At 50.8% G+C, this 15247-nt stretch carries 18 protein-coding genes, 1 pseudogene and 1 riboswitch; of the genes and pseudogenes, 16 read left to right on the top strand and 3 right to left on the bottom strand.

What is annotated here, in order from left to right; genetic code table 11:
- Positions 1 to 36: 36 nt before the first annotated feature.
- The 4 genes from PVOR_RS27480 (at position 37) to PVOR_RS27465 (ending at position 3691) form a co-directional block, all read left to right on the top strand.
- On the top strand, positions 37 to 1116 hold the full coding sequence (locus PVOR_RS27480; protein WP_006212838.1) for an AI-2E family transporter: 1080 nt from the start codon (positions 37 to 39) through the stop codon (positions 1114 to 1116).
- Between the two features lie 218 nt (positions 1117 to 1334).
- Complete coding sequence (locus PVOR_RS27475; RefSeq protein ID WP_006212837.1) at positions 1335 to 2282, top strand: VOC family protein; 948 nt, start codon at positions 1335 to 1337, stop codon at positions 2280 to 2282.
- Between the two features lies 1 nt (position 2283).
- Positions 2284 to 2895, top strand: a complete 612-nt coding sequence (locus tag PVOR_RS27470; protein ID WP_006212836.1) for a flavin reductase family protein — start codon at positions 2284 to 2286, stop codon at positions 2893 to 2895.
- A gap of 52 nt (positions 2896 to 2947) precedes the next feature.
- Entirely contained in the window at positions 2948 to 3691 is a 744-nt protein-coding gene (locus PVOR_RS27465) for an SDR family NAD(P)-dependent oxidoreductase (protein WP_006212835.1), read from the top strand.
- A 70-nt stretch (positions 3692 to 3761) separates the two neighbouring features.
- Here PVOR_RS27465 and PVOR_RS32920 read toward each other — a convergent pair whose 3' ends face one another.
- A complete protein-coding gene (locus PVOR_RS32920) occupies positions 3762 to 4148 on the bottom strand; it encodes an exosporium glycoprotein BclB-related protein (protein ID WP_138917817.1) in 387 nt (128 codons plus the stop codon).
- Positions 4149 to 4267: 119 nt separating this feature from the next.
- Here PVOR_RS32920 and PVOR_RS33195 point away from each other — a divergent pair.
- The 10 genes and pseudogenes from PVOR_RS33195 to PVOR_RS27410 all read left to right on the top strand — a co-directional run.
- Positions 4268 to 4567: pseudogene (locus PVOR_RS33195) on the top strand (hypothetical protein); the annotation flags it as partial.
- Positions 4568 to 5211: 644 nt separating this feature from the next.
- Positions 5212 to 5358: riboswitch (cyclic di-AMP (ydaO/yuaA leader) on the top strand.
- Positions 5359 to 5705: 347 nt separating this feature from the next.
- Positions 5706 to 6560, top strand: coding sequence for an ectoine/hydroxyectoine ABC transporter substrate-binding protein EhuB (gene ehuB, locus PVOR_RS27450; protein ID WP_006212832.1), 855 nt, complete (start codon positions 5706 to 5708; stop codon positions 6558 to 6560).
- A gap of 1 nt (position 6561) precedes the next feature.
- On the top strand, positions 6562 to 7215 hold the full coding sequence (gene ehuC / locus PVOR_RS27445) for an ectoine/hydroxyectoine ABC transporter permease subunit EhuC (protein ID WP_006212831.1): 654 nt from the start codon (positions 6562 to 6564) through the stop codon (positions 7213 to 7215).
- Positions 7216 to 7218: 3 nt separating this feature from the next.
- Complete coding sequence (gene ehuD / locus PVOR_RS27440; protein ID WP_006212830.1) at positions 7219 to 7881, top strand: ectoine/hydroxyectoine ABC transporter permease subunit EhuD; 663 nt, start codon at positions 7219 to 7221, stop codon at positions 7879 to 7881.
- Between the two features lie 12 nt (positions 7882 to 7893).
- Positions 7894 to 8736 (top strand): ectoine/hydroxyectoine ABC transporter ATP-binding protein EhuA, encoded by an 843-nt coding sequence (ehuA, locus tag PVOR_RS27435; protein ID WP_006212829.1) that lies wholly within the window; start codon positions 7894 to 7896, stop codon positions 8734 to 8736.
- 44 nt (positions 8737 to 8780) lie between these two features.
- Entirely contained in the window at positions 8781 to 9293 is a 513-nt protein-coding gene (gene ectA, locus PVOR_RS27430; RefSeq protein WP_006212828.1) for a diaminobutyrate acetyltransferase, read from the top strand.
- A 16-nt stretch (positions 9294 to 9309) separates the two neighbouring features.
- A complete protein-coding gene (ectB, locus tag PVOR_RS27425) occupies positions 9310 to 10602 on the top strand; it encodes a diaminobutyrate--2-oxoglutarate transaminase (RefSeq protein WP_006212827.1) in 1293 nt (430 codons plus the stop codon).
- Complete coding sequence (locus tag PVOR_RS27420; RefSeq protein WP_006212826.1) at positions 10599 to 11009, top strand: ectoine synthase; 411 nt, start codon at positions 10599 to 10601, stop codon at positions 11007 to 11009. The genes ectB and PVOR_RS27420 overlap by 4 nt, the downstream gene beginning before the upstream one ends.
- Positions 11006 to 11914, top strand: a complete 909-nt coding sequence (gene thpD, locus PVOR_RS27415) for an ectoine hydroxylase (RefSeq protein ID WP_006212825.1) — start codon at positions 11006 to 11008, stop codon at positions 11912 to 11914. The genes PVOR_RS27420 and thpD overlap by 4 nt, the downstream gene beginning before the upstream one ends.
- A complete protein-coding gene (locus tag PVOR_RS27410) occupies positions 11911 to 12441 on the top strand; it encodes a DUF2179 domain-containing protein (protein WP_006212824.1) in 531 nt (176 codons plus the stop codon). The genes thpD and PVOR_RS27410 overlap by 4 nt, the downstream gene beginning before the upstream one ends.
- Before the next feature lie 138 nt (positions 12442 to 12579).
- Here PVOR_RS27410 and PVOR_RS27405 read toward each other — a convergent pair whose 3' ends face one another.
- Positions 12580 to 13101, bottom strand: a complete 522-nt coding sequence (locus PVOR_RS27405; protein ID WP_006212823.1) for a DinB family protein — start codon at positions 13099 to 13101, stop codon at positions 12580 to 12582.
- A gap of 75 nt (positions 13102 to 13176) precedes the next feature.
- On the bottom strand, positions 13177 to 14133 hold the full coding sequence (locus PVOR_RS27400; RefSeq protein WP_006212822.1) for a helix-turn-helix transcriptional regulator: 957 nt from the start codon (positions 14131 to 14133) through the stop codon (positions 13177 to 13179).
- Between the two features lie 106 nt (positions 14134 to 14239).
- On the opposite strand from PVOR_RS27400, the gene PVOR_RS27395 reads away from it, so the two are divergent.
- Both PVOR_RS27395 and PVOR_RS27390 read left to right on the top strand, forming a co-directional pair.
- Entirely contained in the window at positions 14240 to 14896 is a 657-nt protein-coding gene (locus PVOR_RS27395; RefSeq protein WP_234973114.1) for a hypothetical protein, read from the top strand.
- 106 nt (positions 14897 to 15002) lie between these two features.
- The gene (locus PVOR_RS27390) at positions 15003 to 15227 is read left to right on the top strand and encodes a hypothetical protein (RefSeq protein ID WP_006212820.1); all 225 of its coding nucleotides are present in this window, start codon (positions 15003 to 15005) and stop codon (positions 15225 to 15227) included.
- Positions 15228 to 15247 lie beyond the last annotated feature (20 nt).

Raw genomic sequence — 15247 nt, 5'->3', positions numbered from 1 at the left:
GATGATTGAAAAAAGTAGGAGAAGGGGCATGCTGTTTTGCTGAAAATGAATAAGTTTTTCAAATTGTGTCTTGCCGTGATCCTGGTTCTGATCATTATTTACTTGGGATCGCTGGTGAATTTTATATTCAGACCGATTCTTTCGTTCTTCTCCATTATCCTCGTGCCTTTGATGCTATCGGGATTTTTCTATTACCTGCTCAGGCCGCTGGTTGATCTTCTGGAAAAGCGAAAGCTCAATCGCTCGCTGGCGATTCTGCTCATTTATGTCGTATTTGCCGGTATATTCACGGGATTCATTATCGGAGTGTGGCCGTCCCTGCGTGATCAAATCATTGCGCTTGTGGACAATGCGCCTGCGTTGTTTGCTGCATTAGGGGAACAGCTGCAGGAATGGGAAAATAACGGTTTGTTCAAGGAGATATTTCCGGAGGATTCTAATCCACTTACCCAATTAACCGACTATTTGAATCAAGGCTTTACGTTCCTCACGAATTACATTATGAATCTGTTCTCGATTGTATCGAACTTTGCCATTGTATTGTTTACGTTCCCGATCATGCTCTACTACATGCTGAAGGAAGGCGGGAAGTTCGGGAAGATGATTGTCAGCTTTATGCCGAACCGCTTCAAGGAAGTGGGTGCTTCGGTACTGGATGAAATCAATAGCGCACTCAAAGGGTTTATCGTGGGACGGGTGCTCGTCAATTTGGCTTTGGGCGTCTTGATGTACTTCGGCTTCCTCATTATTGGGCTGCCGTATGCCTTGCTGCTTACAGTGGTAGCGTTCTTTGCAAACTTTATTCCGTTTATCGGGGCCATTCTGTCCTCCATCCCGATCGTTATCATCGGGTTCATCCAATCCCCGGGAACGGCAATCTGGTCCCTCGTTGTCATTCTGGCCGCTCAGCAAGTTCAGGATAATCTGATTGGTCCGTATATCTTTGGTAAACAGTTGGCCATTCACCCGATTACAATCATCATCCTCGTCCTGGTGGGACAGGATCTTGGCGGGATTATCGGAATTCTGATCGTGGTGCCCGTGTATATGATCATTAAAATTGTGGTTACCAGAGTGTATCAGCTGTTCTTTAAGGAAAAATGGGAAAAAGCTTGAGCTCAGAAATGAGCTGAATGCAAAAAGTGAAGCCGTTAAGAACGGGTATTCGTTCTTGACGGCTTTTTTATGAAGGGAAAGGGGCTTGGAACAGAATATCTTGCTTGACAACAAATAGGAAAATATATAATCTTTAATTAAAGATATTATAAATTGAGATTGTATTCAAATAACTATGATCATCTACCAAATAACGTTCGATAAGGGGGAGAAGAAACATGACGTTACAAACGGCAGGCATTCATCATATTACGGCTTATGCACAGGATCCGCAGAGGAACGTTGATTTTTATACTGGCGTGCTTGGGTTAAGAATGGTGAAGAGGACGGTCAATTATGATGCGCCAGAGGTTTATCATTTGTATTTCGGGGATGAGGCAGGGCAGCCAGGAACGATTATTACGTTCTTTCCGTCTTCTGCTTCGCGAAGAGGCATGCATGGAGGGGGGCAGGTCGGTTATATCACATTTGCAGTGCCTCAAGGCGCTCTTTCCTACTGGGAGCAGCGGTTGCGGGGCTTTGGCGTCTCGGTTATGAAAGCGTTCAGGTTTAATGAGCCTTATCTTCAATTCTCTGATCGTGATGGGCTTCGCCTGGAACTGGTTGAGCGGGACAGCGGATCGATGAGCGGGTGGAGCGTGGATGACATTACTTCGGAGACAGCAATTAAAGGATTCGGCGGTGCGGTGCTATTCAGCAGCAAGTGGAAGGAAACGAAGGAGGCGCTTGAGCAGGTACTGGGACTTACATTCATTGGGGAGGATGTGAACTATGCCCGGTATGCGTCCGCGGGACCCTGCGGGAATATGATTGATCTTCCGATGCGGGATATCTCTTGGGGCGCTGGAGGTGCCGGAACTGCTCATCATATTGCTTGGCGGGCAAAAGACGATATGGAACTCGGTGAATGGAAGGAATGGGTGAAGAAGTACGGGTACGCATCCACCGATATGATGAACCGCAATTATTTTAAATCGTTATATTTTAGGGAACGAGGGGGCATATTGTTTGAGATTGCCACGGATGTGCCTGGATTTACGATGGATGAGGATCTCCGTTCATTGGGTGAACGATTGAAACTTCCTGCGTGGTTGGAGCAAGAACGCCTCCGAATTGAGGAAGGACTGGAGTCGATCCAAATTCGTACACTGGAGAGGGGCAAGTGAAATGATATCCATTGATCCAAAAGTCCAAGACGAACGGGACAATTACAAGCTTTTGATTGGCAGTGTTGTCCCCCGACCGATCGCTTTTGTTACAACATTATCAGCGGATGGCGTGCTGAACGCGGCGCCGTTCAGCTATTTCTCGATTGTGTCCAGCAATCCTCCCATGCTGTCCGTTTCGGTTCAGCGAAAGAATGGCATCGCAAAGGATACGGCGAGGAATGCCATGCTTAAGGGTGAGCTTGTCATCCATATCGTGGACGAAGATAACGTGGCAGCCGTGAATGAAACGGCTGCGAATCTTCTACCGCATGAAAGCGAGATTGAACGAACGAATCTGACGCCGGTGGCCAGTGAGGCTGTTGCCGTTCCCGGCATTCAGGAAAGCAAGATTCGCATGGAATGTGTACTGGAACAGGCGGTTGCCTTGAATGACGCAGAACAGAGGCCAGCTGCTGATCTGCTGATCGTCCGCGTGGTAAGGTTTCACGTATCGGAGGAACTCTACGAGAAGGGCCGGATTGACGCTGCCAAGCTGAAGCCTGTGAGCCGTATGGCGGGGAACATCTATGCTGCTCTGGGAGATATGTTCACCATTGAGCGGCCATTATAACGCAGGCGAGATACGATAAATAATTCAACGATATAGGAGGAGTGGTTAACGGATGAGATTTCAATCGAAGGTTGTTATCGTAACAGGAGGCGCCAGCGGGATTGGCGAGGCAACGGTAAGGCTTTTTGTTAAAGAGGGAGCCAGCGTTGTTATTGCGGATTTCTCTGACCGGGGACAAGCTGTTTCAGACGAATTAAGTGCAGCGGGGTTTAACACCCTGTTTGTCAAAACCGATGTAACCAAGGAGCAGGATGTTGCCAACATGGTTGAACAGACGGTCAAGCAGTATGGGCGTGTGGATATCTTGTTTGCGAATGCAGGCATTGCGCATGACGCTCCCGCAGATCAGTTAACGATGGAGAATTGGCAGAGAACGATTGATATTAATCTTACAGGCGTGTTTCTCTGTGATAAATATGTAATCCAGCAGCTGTTATCCCAGGGATCGGGCGGGGCTATTGTAAACTGCGGATCGATCCATAGCCATGTCGGAAAAGCAGGAGTAACCGCATATGCTTCGGCTAAAGGCGGCGTTAAGCTGCTGACGCAGTCGATGGGCGCTGATTATGCCTCCAGAGGAATCCGGGTCAATGCAGTGTGCCCGGGTTATATCGATACTCCGCTTATTCAGGGAAGAACTGAAGCGATCACGCAGCACTTGGTCGGCCTGCATCCGATGGGGCGCTTGGGGCAGCCTGAAGAAGTAGCTAAAGCCGTGCTGTTTCTTGCCAGCGAAGACGCATCCTTTATTACTGGCACCACCTTGCTGGTGGATGGCGGATATACAGCGGTTTAAACCATATGAAGAAGCCCCGAGCATGCTCGGGGCTTCTTTGTTATATATGACAGATACGGGATAGGGCAAATTATATAATGCTGACGCCAGCACTGCCGTAACCGGCAGTTGCAGTGATCAGAGTCAGACCTGTTGCTGTTGTGGAGAATACCATCAACAAGCGGGTATTTGCTGCAACCGGAATAGCCAGGCCATCCAAGAAGCCGTTGCTGACCGTACCCAATGTGACTGCGCCGGTATATGGGGGAGCCAATGTGACAAGGGCACCGGGGATTGGCGTGAAGATATTGCTTGTAGCCGGAGCGCTGTACAGCTGGGCTGTGACCGTAACAGTAGTTCCAAGCAGGTCGAGTGCCAAGGTGTTGCTGAAGGTTGCGGAAATTGCCGTGATGGTGCCTGCGCGTGGCGTATTGAAAGCAAAGTCAAGCGCAGTACCTCCCGCACCCGTAAGGTCGATCGTTCCGCCAGCGAGCGTAACGGTTGGTACCCGAAATACCGAAGCCTACGAGACCAACCGTTCCGACCAAACCTCCAACAATGGTTGTAAGCGCAAGAGGTATGCCGGATGCGAAAGGAATGATCGCTCCTCCACCTGGCAACCCAGTAGCCCCTGTTGGCCCAGTAGGGCCGACGGCTCCAGCAGGACCAACGGGTCCGATCGCTCCAGCAGCACCGGCAGGTCCGACAGGTCCAACAGGTCCAACGGGTCCTGCAGGTCCTGTTGGACCCGGAATGCCTGTTGACGATCCAGCAGGTCCAGCAGGCCCAATTGGCCCAGCTGGCCCGACCGGTCCAACGGGTCCAAGAGCTCCAACCGGCCCCACAGGTCCGACTGGTCCAAGAGGTCCCTGCGGTCCAACCGGTCCGCGGGGACCTCTGACACAGTGGCGACGAATCGGCTTGTGTCCACCTTTACCACTATTGCCGTTATCAGGACATCTTTTTTTCTTGGCGTGCAGTACTTTTTTCTCTATCTTTTTAAGAGCACACAATTTTCTCTTTCTAGAAGAACGATCCAAATCAAGCACCTCCTTTAGATTTGCTTTATACTACGCAAATGCTCTCTTAGCCGCATGGGTTAACAGCTTATAAATGATAGATATATACCTATTATTTTAAGAATGTACGATAGCCTCTGAGGAATCAGTCTATAAACGAATAGCGAAAAAAAGCGATCGTGATGATATTGGAATAGCGAAATTGGGGGCTAACAAAGCTTATAAGTGGATCGTGTTAGAAAAAAAAAAATTCTGTTTCGAAGTTGAGGGCTTGTCCCCTCTGCATCGTTCATGATTCATGTCATGAATGATCTACCGCATGAATTATCTGTTATCTGATGGGCGCAATGCCTGCTGTATAGCGAAAAACACACCTCCGAACAAGGAGGCGACAGGCAGGGGACAGCCCTGAATTTGTGGAGATTATGGCTACTAATATGCCTTGGAAGAGCGCTGATTTCACCTCCGAATTTCCAGAAAATGCAGCTCCAGGGGTTTGACTTTTACTGAGCTTCCCTTTATCATGAACACACGCTTAGTTTCCGGCATACATTTCCGGAGAGCGGGGGAACCAGTTTCATCAGGGGCGAGTCACTTGAATTCACGAGTGTAGGGTACCATCTTACCCGAGTCCGTCAGCTAACCTCGTCAGCAGTGGATGGGTCTTGTATACATAATGGATGTTCATAACAAAGGCCCTTTATTCTCTATAGGGGCCTTTTCTCTATTTTTTGACCCCCTGCTGGCGGAGCTATGTCTAGATCCCCTGTTTGGTGGTCTTTTTGTATTCTGCAAAAGAGGAGGGCAATGCCTGCTAATGTTTAGCCAATTGAATCAGTCAGACGGTTTGGGTTTACAAGGCACAGGGAAATGGATGCAACCTCTCCCCTGAGCCCCCGGACTGTGCAAGTGTGTCTGAATGTCACATATCCGAGTTAACACATGTGTTAACATGGATAATTTCATCATGCCGTTTTTAGGAACGACAAAGTCATTGCGAAAGGTTGTGGAAGGTGTTGAAGAAAGTTGTTGTGCTGTTGTTGTCATTGGTTATGGTGGTATCGCTCGCGGCCTGCGGCGATAAGGGGAGCACGCTGGAACGGGCCAAAGAGCAGGGGTACATTACCGTAGGTTTTGCCAATGAAAAGCCTTATGCCTACAAAGAGGCCAGCGGGGAGCTTACAGGCGAAGCCGTTGAGATTGCCCGTGTCATTCTGGAGCGACTTGGCATTAAGGAGATGAGAGGTGAGCTTACGGAGTTCGGCTCCCTGGTTGCCGGGCTTCAGGCGGAACGGTTTGACCTGATCACTGCAGGCATGTTCATCAATCCGGACCGCTGCTCCGCCGTTTTGTTTGCTAATCCGGAGTACAGCATAGGGGAAGCTCTTGCCGTGAAGCAAGGGAATCCAAGTGGACTCGGAAGTTACGAAGATATTGCCAAGGATGATCAGGCGAAGGTGGCCGTCATGACTGGCGCGGTTGAAATCGGCTATATGGAGAAGTCAGGCATCCCTTCGGACCGGATCATACAGGTTCCCGATCAGGCCTCGGCCATCAGTGCCCTCCAGGCAGACCGGGTGCAGGCGATTACCATGACGGGACCGTCCCTGCAGGCGATGCTCGATTCGGCCAGCGATGACAACATCGAACGCGTCGCGGATTTCGAACAGCCGGTCATCGACGGTGAAAGCGTTCGGGGCTATGGGGCCACGGCATTCCGTCAAGCGGATACCGAATTCCAGGAGGCTTATAATGCGGAGCTTGAAAAAATGAAGGAGTCAGGTGAGCTGCTGGAGATCTTGCAGAAGTTTGGATTTACCGAAGAAGAGCTGCCGGGCGAGATGACAGCCGCTGCGCTTTGCGGTGAATAGTATGCCGAATTCATGGATCGATTTTCTTCCTACTCTGCTGAAAGGAGCGGAGATTACGGTTTTGGTCGCCTTCTTTTCAGCTGTTCTGGCCATTGCCATGTCCTTCGCAGCCGGTTTATCCAGACTGTCGAAGCTGTGGATCGTCCGCACGGTTACAGCCGTGTATGTGGAAATCTTTCGGGGAACCTCCTTGCTGGTGCAGCTGTTCTGGTTGTATTTTGCTCTTCCGTTTATCGGCATTGAGCTTCCCAAAATGCTGGCAGCCATCCTTGCGATTGGATTCAACTTTGGCGCATATGGCTCCGAGATTGTCCGAAGCGCGGTGCTGGCTGTTCCAAAAGGACAGTGGGAAGCTTCGGTGGCGCTTAATATGAAGCCATGGCAAAGGATGTGGAATGTTATATTGCCTCAAGCTTCACTGCGAATGCTCCCGCCATTCGGAAATCAGCTGGTGGAACTCATCAAATCTACGTCACTTGTCTATTTCATCACGATGGCGGATCTGACGTATCAGGCCATGGTGCTGCGCAACAACTATATTTCCTGGACAACCGAGATTCTGGTGCTGCTGCTTCTTATGTATTTTGTCATAGCTACGCTTGTCTCGATGGCAGTTCGGCTGCTGGAGCGTAAATGGACGACGGGGAGGCTATAGCGGATGTGGGATTGGAATTATGTGTTTGATATCCTGCCGGAATTGCTGAGTGCATTAAAAATGACGGTATGGGTGACGCTCTGCGCTTTTGTGGTGGCCTTGATAATCGGGCTGCTGCTTGCCTTTGCTGCTCGAAGCCAGTGGAAGCCTGTGTCGCTCATGACCAAAGGTATTATCGAATTTATCCGCAATACACCGCTGCTGGTTCAGGTCTTCTTCCTGTACTACAGTCTGCCGCTCCTTACCGGAATCTCCATTCCGGCCTTCTATGCCGGGGTGATCGGTCTTGGGCTGCATTACAGTACGTATCTGTCCGAAGTGTATCGTTCTGGCATCGAAGGGGTCCCCAAGGGGCAGTGGGAAGCTGCAACTGCTCTGAATTACACGAAAACTCAAACCTGGCGGAGCATTATTCTGCCGCAAGCGGTGCCGCCTATTATTCCGGTGCTGGGCAATTATTTGATTGTCATGTTTAAGGAGACACCGATTCTGTGTGCCATTACGCTTGTTGAGATGATGCTGACAGCCAAGAATATCGTTTCCCAGTCGTTTCGTGCATTCGAGCCGTATACGCTGGTTGGCATTCTGTTCCTGATTATCAGTTATATCGCGTCTTTGCTGGTGCAAAGGCTGGAGAAACGAATGAATCTGCAGCGTGGAAAATAAGGAGGGAGTCTATTGAACGCAGTAGTAATTGATGCGTTTGCCGGAGCCGAGGTGCCGCAGCCTGATCCAAACCCGGCAGCGGAAGTGAAGCCGATGGTGAGATACAAGGGCGTGACGAAGTCGTTTGGTGATCTCCAGGTGCTTAAAGGCATCGATCTGGAGATGCAGCCTGGAGAAAAGGTGGCTGTTATTGGTCCGAGCGGCTCGGGCAAAACGACGATGGGGCGGATGTTAATGACACTGGAGGAACCGACCGAAGGCACCATCGAGGTTGATGGTGAGCTTCTCTGGCATATGCAAGAGAAGGGCAGGCTTGTTCGGGCAAACGAGAAGCATTTGCATCGAATGCGCTGCAGCGTCGGTATGGTTTTCCAGCATTTTAATCTGTTCCCGCATATGAGTGTGCTTCGCAATGTGACGGAGGCCCCGCGCAAAGTGCTGGGTTTATCCAAGGAGGAGGCGGAGGAGCGGGCCGTCTCCATGCTGGGCAAAGTCGGCTTGGACGACAAGCTGAAGATGTACCCGGCCAATCTGTCCGGGGGGCAGAAGCAGCGTGTTGCTATCGCACGAGCGCTGGTCATGCGGCCGAAGGTGATGGTGTTCGACGAGGTGACCTCGGCTCTGGATCCGGAGCTGGTAGGCGAGGTGCTGGAGGTGATCCGGGAAATCGCGGAAGAAGGCGATATGGCGATGATGCTGATTACGCATGAAATGGATTTTGCCAAGGAAATCGCCGACCGGGTCATATTCGGTGCGGACGGCTTGATCGTCGAGCAGGGGACGCCGGAGGAGATATTCGATAATCCCCGGAGCGAGCGGCTGCAAAACTTTCTGCAGCGATTCCGCTCTAATTGAGAAATGAGCAGGGGACTGATCATGGAAAGAGGTGCTTGTATAGAATGATTGTTGATACTGGAGTGGACATCGTTTATCGCAGACCTGAAGCGCAGGATGGCGCCCGGGTGTGGGAACTCGTAAGAGATACCGGATCACTAGATCTGAATTCCCCCTATTGCTATATGCTGCTTGGAGACTATTTCAATGATACCTGTATGATCGCCGAGCACGAAGGAGACATCATCGGTTTTATCTCTGCATTCCGCTCACCGCGTAATCCGGAAACGCTGTTTGTATGGCAGGTGGCCGTTGCCGGCTCGCATCGGAGGCAAGGGATTGCGAAGGCCATGCTGACAGGACTCATGAACCAGAGGGCATGTCACGGCGTTCGCTTCATTGAAACAACGGTATCGCCAAGCAACATGGCATCCCGCAGGTTATTTCTCGGTTATGCCGAGGAGAAATCCATTCCCAGCACCGTAACCGTAGGTTATGGAGCGGAGATGTTCCCGGATGGAACGTCACATGAAGATGAGCCATTATTCGTGATAGGCCCTTTTTTCAATGACATATAGACCAATGGAGGGAATTATGGACAATCAAGTCATGGAGAAACCGAAGCTTACGGTGTTTAACAATCTGGAATCGGAAGTAAGAAGTTATTGCCGCAGCTTCCAGACGGTCTTTGACAAGGCTCGGAATGCAAGGCTGTGGGATACGCAAGGCAATGAATACATTGATTTTTTTGCCGGCGCCGGCGCGTTAAATTACGGACACAACAATGAGAAGATTCGACAGAAGCTGGTTGATTATATGATGCAGGATGGTGTTACACACAGTCTGGATATGGCTACCGAAGCGAAGGAGACCTTTCTGACCCGCTTTCAGGAAGTCATTCTAAAGCCGCGAGGCTGGGATCATAAAGTGATGTTCCCCGGTCCGACCGGCACGAATGCGGTAGAGGCAGCGCTCAAGATCGCGCGGAAAGTGACAGGGCGTAGCACCGTTCTGTGCTTCACGAATGCCTTTCACGGCATGTCCCTCGGCTCACTGGCTGTTACCGGCAATTCCTTCAAGCGGCAGGGTGCTGGCGTGGATCTGAGCCACTCGGTATTTATGCCTTATGACGGTTACTTCGGCGATGACGTGGATACGATGGCATATATGGAGAAGCTTCTGGATGATCCGGGGAGCGGTATTCCGCTTCCGGCGGCGGTTATCGTTGAAGCTGTACAAGGTGAAGGCGGATTGAATGCTGCGAGCGGGGAATGGCTGCAAAAGCTTGCGCGCATCTGCAAGGATAAGGGGATGCTGCTCATTCTGGATGATATCCAGATGGGCTGCGGCCGAACGGGTCCGTTCTTCAGCTTTGATGATGCCGGTATTGAGCCGGACATCATATGCCTCTCGAAATCGATCGGCGGCTTCGGCTTGCCGATGGCGCTCACGCTGATGAAGCCGGAGATCGATATTTGGGAGCCGGGCGAGCATAACGGCACCTTCCGGGGCAACAATCTTGGATTCGTTGCTGCAGCGGCAGCGCTGAATTATTGGGAAACGGAAGATTTTCAGCTTGATATCGGTATTCGCGAGAATCAGATTCGCGAATCCTTGGATTGTATAGCTAAGTATTATCCACAGCTCAGCGGTGAAATACGGGGCAGGGGGCTGATCCAGGGATTTGCCTTTAATAAGCCGGAGCTCGCAGGCAGATTGTCTGAAATCGCCTTCGAGCAGGGACTGATTATGGAAACGTCAGGTCCGCACAGTGAAGTAGCGAAACTCATGCCACCGCTGACGATTGAGTTGGACACATTGGAGCAGGGATTGGGGATATTTATAAACAGCGTGAAACAATTAGCAGCAGAGGAGAGGTTGTCATGATTGTTAAACATTTGGAAGAGATTGTGGATACGAAGGACGATATCGATGCGAAGACTTGGAATTCGAGAAGACTCCTGCTCACCAAAGACGGCATGGGCTTCTCCCTCAACGACACCATCATTAAGGCCGGAACCGAGACGCTGATCTGGTACAAAAATCATGTCGAGGCTGTTTATTGCATCGAGGGAGAGGGTGAGATCCAGGTGGTCGGGGGTGAGACTTACCCCATCTCTCCGGGGATGATGTACGCACTGGATGGACATGAGAAGCATTACTTGAGAGCTCGTTCCCAGATGCGGATGGTCTGCGTGTTCAATCCGCCGCTGACGGGGGCTGAAGTTCATGACGAGGAAGGAACCTACCCGCTGCTTGCCCCCATATCGAACAAAGGAGATGACATGCGATGAGTCATAATCAGGTATCGGCGTCTCAGGAAAAAGAGATGGACGTTTATCCTTCAAGATTGCATTCAGAGCCAAGACTCTTAAAGAGACAGGATCCTGTGGTGTATTCGGACTGGACACCGGATGCTTCTATAACACTGGAGCAATCCGAATTCTATGAGCGCAACGGATATTTGTTTCTGGAAGGTTTCTTCGATCGGGAGGAACTGCAGCACTATCAGGCGGAAGCCCGCAGTCTGCAGGTGACCGCGAGAGAGTCGGAGAAGGATGAAGTTATTCGAGAGCCAGGCGGTGACGAAGTGCGTTCGGTGTTCGCGGTGCATCACAGCCATGCGGTATTCCAGGAGCTGTCCCAGCATCCGAGACTCCTGGCCATTGTGGAATATCTGCTGGGAAGCGAGACCTATATCCATCAGTCGCGCATCAATTACAAGCCGGGTTTTACGGGCAAGGAGTTCTACTGGCACTCCGATTTCGAAACGTGGCACGTGGAGGACGGCATGCCGCGGATGAGGGCTTTGAGCTGCTCCATCGCACTAGAGGATAACTATCCCTTTAATGGCCCGCTCATGGTCGTGCCTGGATCCCATAAGGAGTTTGTGGCTTGCGTTGGCAAGACACCGGATAATCACTTCAAGGATTCGCTGCGCAAGCAGGAATATGGCGTTCCTGACCATGACAGTCTGACACGCTTGGTGAAGGAAGGCGGAATTGATACACCTGTTGGCAAAGCGGGATCGATCGTGCTGTTTGACTGCAACATTATGCACGGCTCGAACAGCAATATCACGCCTATGCCGCGCAGCAATATTTTCATGGTCTATAACAGCGTGGAAAATAAGATCGTTCAGCCCTACTCGGGTCAGAGCCCTAGGCCGGAGTACATTGCTGCCCGTGATTCTCGATGATCTCGCTGTCGCTTATCGGCTCGATCATCGGCATCAACGTAGTCTATGTCTCCATTTTTACGCTGCGCTTGATTCTGATGATCAAAGGCAGAAGAGGGGTAGCCTCTCTTCTTGCCATGCTGGAGGTATTCGTTTACTTGCTCGGCCTGAATCTTGTTCTGCAAAATCTGGACAATCCCTTTAATATGGCGGCTTATTGCCTGGGCTTCGGCCTTGGGGTATATGCCGGCAGCCGGATCGAGGAGTATTTGGCACTCGGGTACATCGTGGTACAGGTCATTGTAAATTCCGTAGAGACCAACCTGGCGATGAACCTGAGGGAGAAGGGATACGGCGTGACCGCATGGGAAGCGGATGGCAAGGACGGCAAGCGGCTCGTGCTGCAGGTTCTCGTGAAACGGAAGAACGAGCGCCGTCTGATGGAGACGCTGGGCAAAATGTCGCCGCAGGCGTTTATCATCTCTCATGAACCGAAAAGCTTCAAAGGCGGCTTCTGGGTGCGGTTGACGGAAGGTCGCAAATTATAGAACGCGTGACAAGGCATAGCCTGCTCGGAACCTGGTTTTTCGAAGCAGGCTTTTTTTATATGGCAGTATCGGGTTTCGTACAGTAGGAACAGCTAGCCACTTGCGAGTCAAGAAAGGAGCCTTCGATTCTTCGAATCCTCACTCGAGGACCTGCTCCGACTCACTCCGGTACCAAAAAAAAGCGTAATCGGTCATCGTGGAGGAGCTTCCGAGCTGGCGCAGCATGGCGGTAATATTTCCCCGACGGTAGGTGCCATGATTCACGATGTGCAGCACGATTTCGGAGAAGCGGGTATCCCGGATGCCGGCATAGGGATTATCCAGCCGAATGCTCTGCTCAAGATCCGGATGCTGAGACAGAAAGGCCGTGAATTGTTCTGACAGCTCGATAAACCGAAGATTCAGGTCCTCCAGCAAAATTGTTTCCAGCTTCTCGCGAAGCAGGTAGGCATCCGCTAAAGCAGCGTTCATGTCCGTCCCGGACAATATCTTCATCCAACCGAGATCTGTTGTGTAGATCTGAGTCAACGCCTCGGATACGGTCGGGAAAATGCTCGTAATTTTCCGGTTGTATACATCGCCCGGCAGCTCCAGCAGACGGTTGAATATGGCTTGATTCGCCCAAGCATGGTATTCATACATTTTGACGGGATAATTCATGAGCATTGTCCCCTTTAGCTTCGTGATTTGGTTTTGTTGAGATCAGTGTAAATAAAAAAGTATGACAGCGGACTGTCATACTTTTGCATAAAGCTGCAGCATTTTTTCTAGCTTCGATTGCATGCGTGTCCTTAAGCTGGCAGGCTCTATGATCTCGATATCCTCACCAAAGCTCAGCAGGGTGGACCAGAGCCACCCGGAGTCCGGATGGTCGATTTTAAATGTAAGGCGGAGTGATCCGTCCTCACAAAATTCCCGCTGGACATCATAGAAATGGTCCATTGCCTTCGCCAAAGCTTGAGTTGATACATGCAGCACGACTTCAATGCCATCTGAGGAAGCTTTCCATGCATGCGTTTCGTTCCTGTGGTGCTGCCGCTCTTGAAGATGGGGGCCTTGGGTGTGCTCCTCCGAATGTTTGCGCTGAAAGGGCTCAGCGGATGCAGAGAGCTCCGACATTCTTGATATGCGGAATTCCCGGTAGTCGGCCCGGGTTCTGCAGAATCCGTACACATACCAGACGCTATATTTATACATAAGCCGAAGGGGCTCAACCTTCCTGTAAATCCGCTCATTTTTGGCGCTGATGTATTGAAAGGAAATCACGTGTTGATCCGTAATGGCGCCGCGCAGAAGACGAAGCGATTCATGGTGTGACCGCCAGCTCCCGATATCCATGGACAATCCTCGCGATGCAGAGCTGCCGGAACGGTCAATGGTCTGCAGCCGCTGTATGGTATCCATTGCCCGTTCATCCTCAAACACGGTTGACATGCTGTGCAGGATCGTGATTAAGGCGCTGACGTCGTAAGAGCCAAGCAGGCTTCTGTCCATCTTATACTGTTCCATGATGCCATATCCGCCGTTCACCCCTTGATAGGATACAACCGGAATGCCGGCTGCGCAGATTGCGTCAATGTCCCGATAAATGGTTCTCTGGGATACGTTATATTTCTCAGCCAAGGCAGACGCCGAGAGAATTTCGTTGTTCAGCAGCATATAAATCATGGATATGAGCCGCTCCAATTTCATATCGGGTTGAACCCTCCTATCCTTATTGGGTCTATTCTCCAATGATTCCGTATTATATCATAGCTTTATAGAAAGAAAGGGGAGGAAGACACAGATGAGACAAAATATGAAATCTTTATTATTATCGCTGCTTGCAGCGTTATCTGTGCTGGCATTGTCCGCGTGCAGCGAGTCAGCTCTGTCGGATCCGGAGAAGGAACAAATTGTGAAGCAGGTTGAGCAGCTGGAGACGGCCGAATATAAATTGCTGCATTTTCAGATGGACTACCCGAAGTATCAGGCGGAGCTGGACGGGATTGTCAGCGATTCGTACAGGGATGTTATCAGCGACCGCATTATTTTCGGATATAACGAGAAGGAATATCGTGCTGCGGATTTGATGGGGATGCCCAAGGAGGAGTACGAGAAGCACAAGGAGCATATGCTCGGGCTGATTCATTCTATGGGGATGGACGAGGAGAAGGCCGTTCTCCGCGTTTCGGAGCCTTATGGAAGCGAAGGGGCAGATGGTGTCTATGTCTACGTCTCGGAATCCAGGGAGCTGAAGGAGAGACTGCTGTCGCAGACGAACCGAAGATATTCGCTGGACAACGCGAGCGGATCGTGGACCATCACGAATGTAGATCAGGATAAGGTCACGATCGGAAGTGACGAACGTGATGACGAGGCTGAGGCGAAGCTGAACGGGCTGGAATACCAGACGCATGACGGAGTGAAGATCGTTTATCGGGACAAGGCCCTTGCGTTTGATGGATGGAAATGAACAGCTGTGTAAAGGGAGTGGGAGTCTGCGCGAGCTTTTCGTTCCATTCCCTTCGGGTTTGCCGTACAATATAGGGGAATTCCATAATATAAGGAGTGTGAGCCTCATGGCCCGTACCAAAACACAAAAAGCGCTCCGCCAAGCGGAACGTGCCGGCACATGGTCAGCCGCGATGATGAGAAAGACCAATGAAGATTATAGTTCACTGTCACAGCATGTGAGAGTCAAACCTACGAAACAAGAACAATTGCATAAGGTCAAACACAGAAAGCGGATCGGAGACGATGGCGCTTTTTTTGTTGGTTTTGGGGGATGTGATATAGTACGCTAGAGAGGTTAGCTCAGGATGGA

Source organism: Paenibacillus vortex V453, from assembly GCF_000193415.1.
Classification (GTDB): Bacteria; Bacillota; Bacilli; order Paenibacillales; family Paenibacillaceae; genus Paenibacillus_AQ; species Paenibacillus_AQ glucanolyticus.
The sequence above is the reverse complement of the archived record's forward strand: the minus strand, read 5'-3'. Positions and strand labels throughout refer to the sequence as shown.

Bases quoted from the DNA above. Each gene is read 5' to 3' on its own strand.
- PVOR_RS27475 (WP_006212837.1), top strand. From the start codon at position 1,335: ATGACGTTACAAACGGCAGGCATTCATCATATTACGGCTTATGCACAG.
- PVOR_RS27470 (WP_006212836.1), top strand. From the start codon at position 2,284: ATGATATCCATTGATCCAAAAGTCCAAGACGAACGGGACAATTACAAG.
- PVOR_RS27465 (WP_006212835.1), top strand. From the start codon at position 2,948: ATGAGATTTCAATCGAAGGTTGTTATCGTAACAGGAGGCGCCAGCGGG.
- ehuC (WP_006212831.1), top strand. From the start codon at position 6,562: ATGCCGAATTCATGGATCGATTTTCTTCCTACTCTGCTGAAAGGAGCG.
- ehuD (WP_006212830.1), top strand. From the start codon at position 7,219: ATGTGGGATTGGAATTATGTGTTTGATATCCTGCCGGAATTGCTGAGT.
- ectA (WP_006212828.1), top strand. From the start codon at position 8,781: ATGATTGTTGATACTGGAGTGGACATCGTTTATCGCAGACCTGAAGCG.
- ectB (WP_006212827.1), top strand. From the start codon at position 9,310: ATGGACAATCAAGTCATGGAGAAACCGAAGCTTACGGTGTTTAACAAT.
- PVOR_RS27420 (WP_006212826.1), top strand. From the start codon at position 10,599: ATGATTGTTAAACATTTGGAAGAGATTGTGGATACGAAGGACGATATC.
- thpD (WP_006212825.1), top strand. From the start codon at position 11,006: ATGAGTCATAATCAGGTATCGGCGTCTCAGGAAAAAGAGATGGACGTT.
- PVOR_RS27410 (WP_006212824.1), top strand. From the start codon at position 11,911: ATGATCTCGCTGTCGCTTATCGGCTCGATCATCGGCATCAACGTAGTC.
- PVOR_RS27405 (WP_006212823.1), bottom strand. From the start codon at position 13,101: ATGAATTATCCCGTCAAAATGTATGAATACCATGCTTGGGCGAATCAA.
- PVOR_RS27400 (WP_006212822.1), bottom strand. From the start codon at position 14,133: ATGAAATTGGAGCGGCTCATATCCATGATTTATATGCTGCTGAACAAC.
- PVOR_RS27395 (WP_234973114.1), top strand. From the start codon at position 14,240: ATGAAATCTTTATTATTATCGCTGCTTGCAGCGTTATCTGTGCTGGCA.
- PVOR_RS27390 (WP_006212820.1), top strand. From the start codon at position 15,003: ATGGCCCGTACCAAAACACAAAAAGCGCTCCGCCAAGCGGAACGTGCC.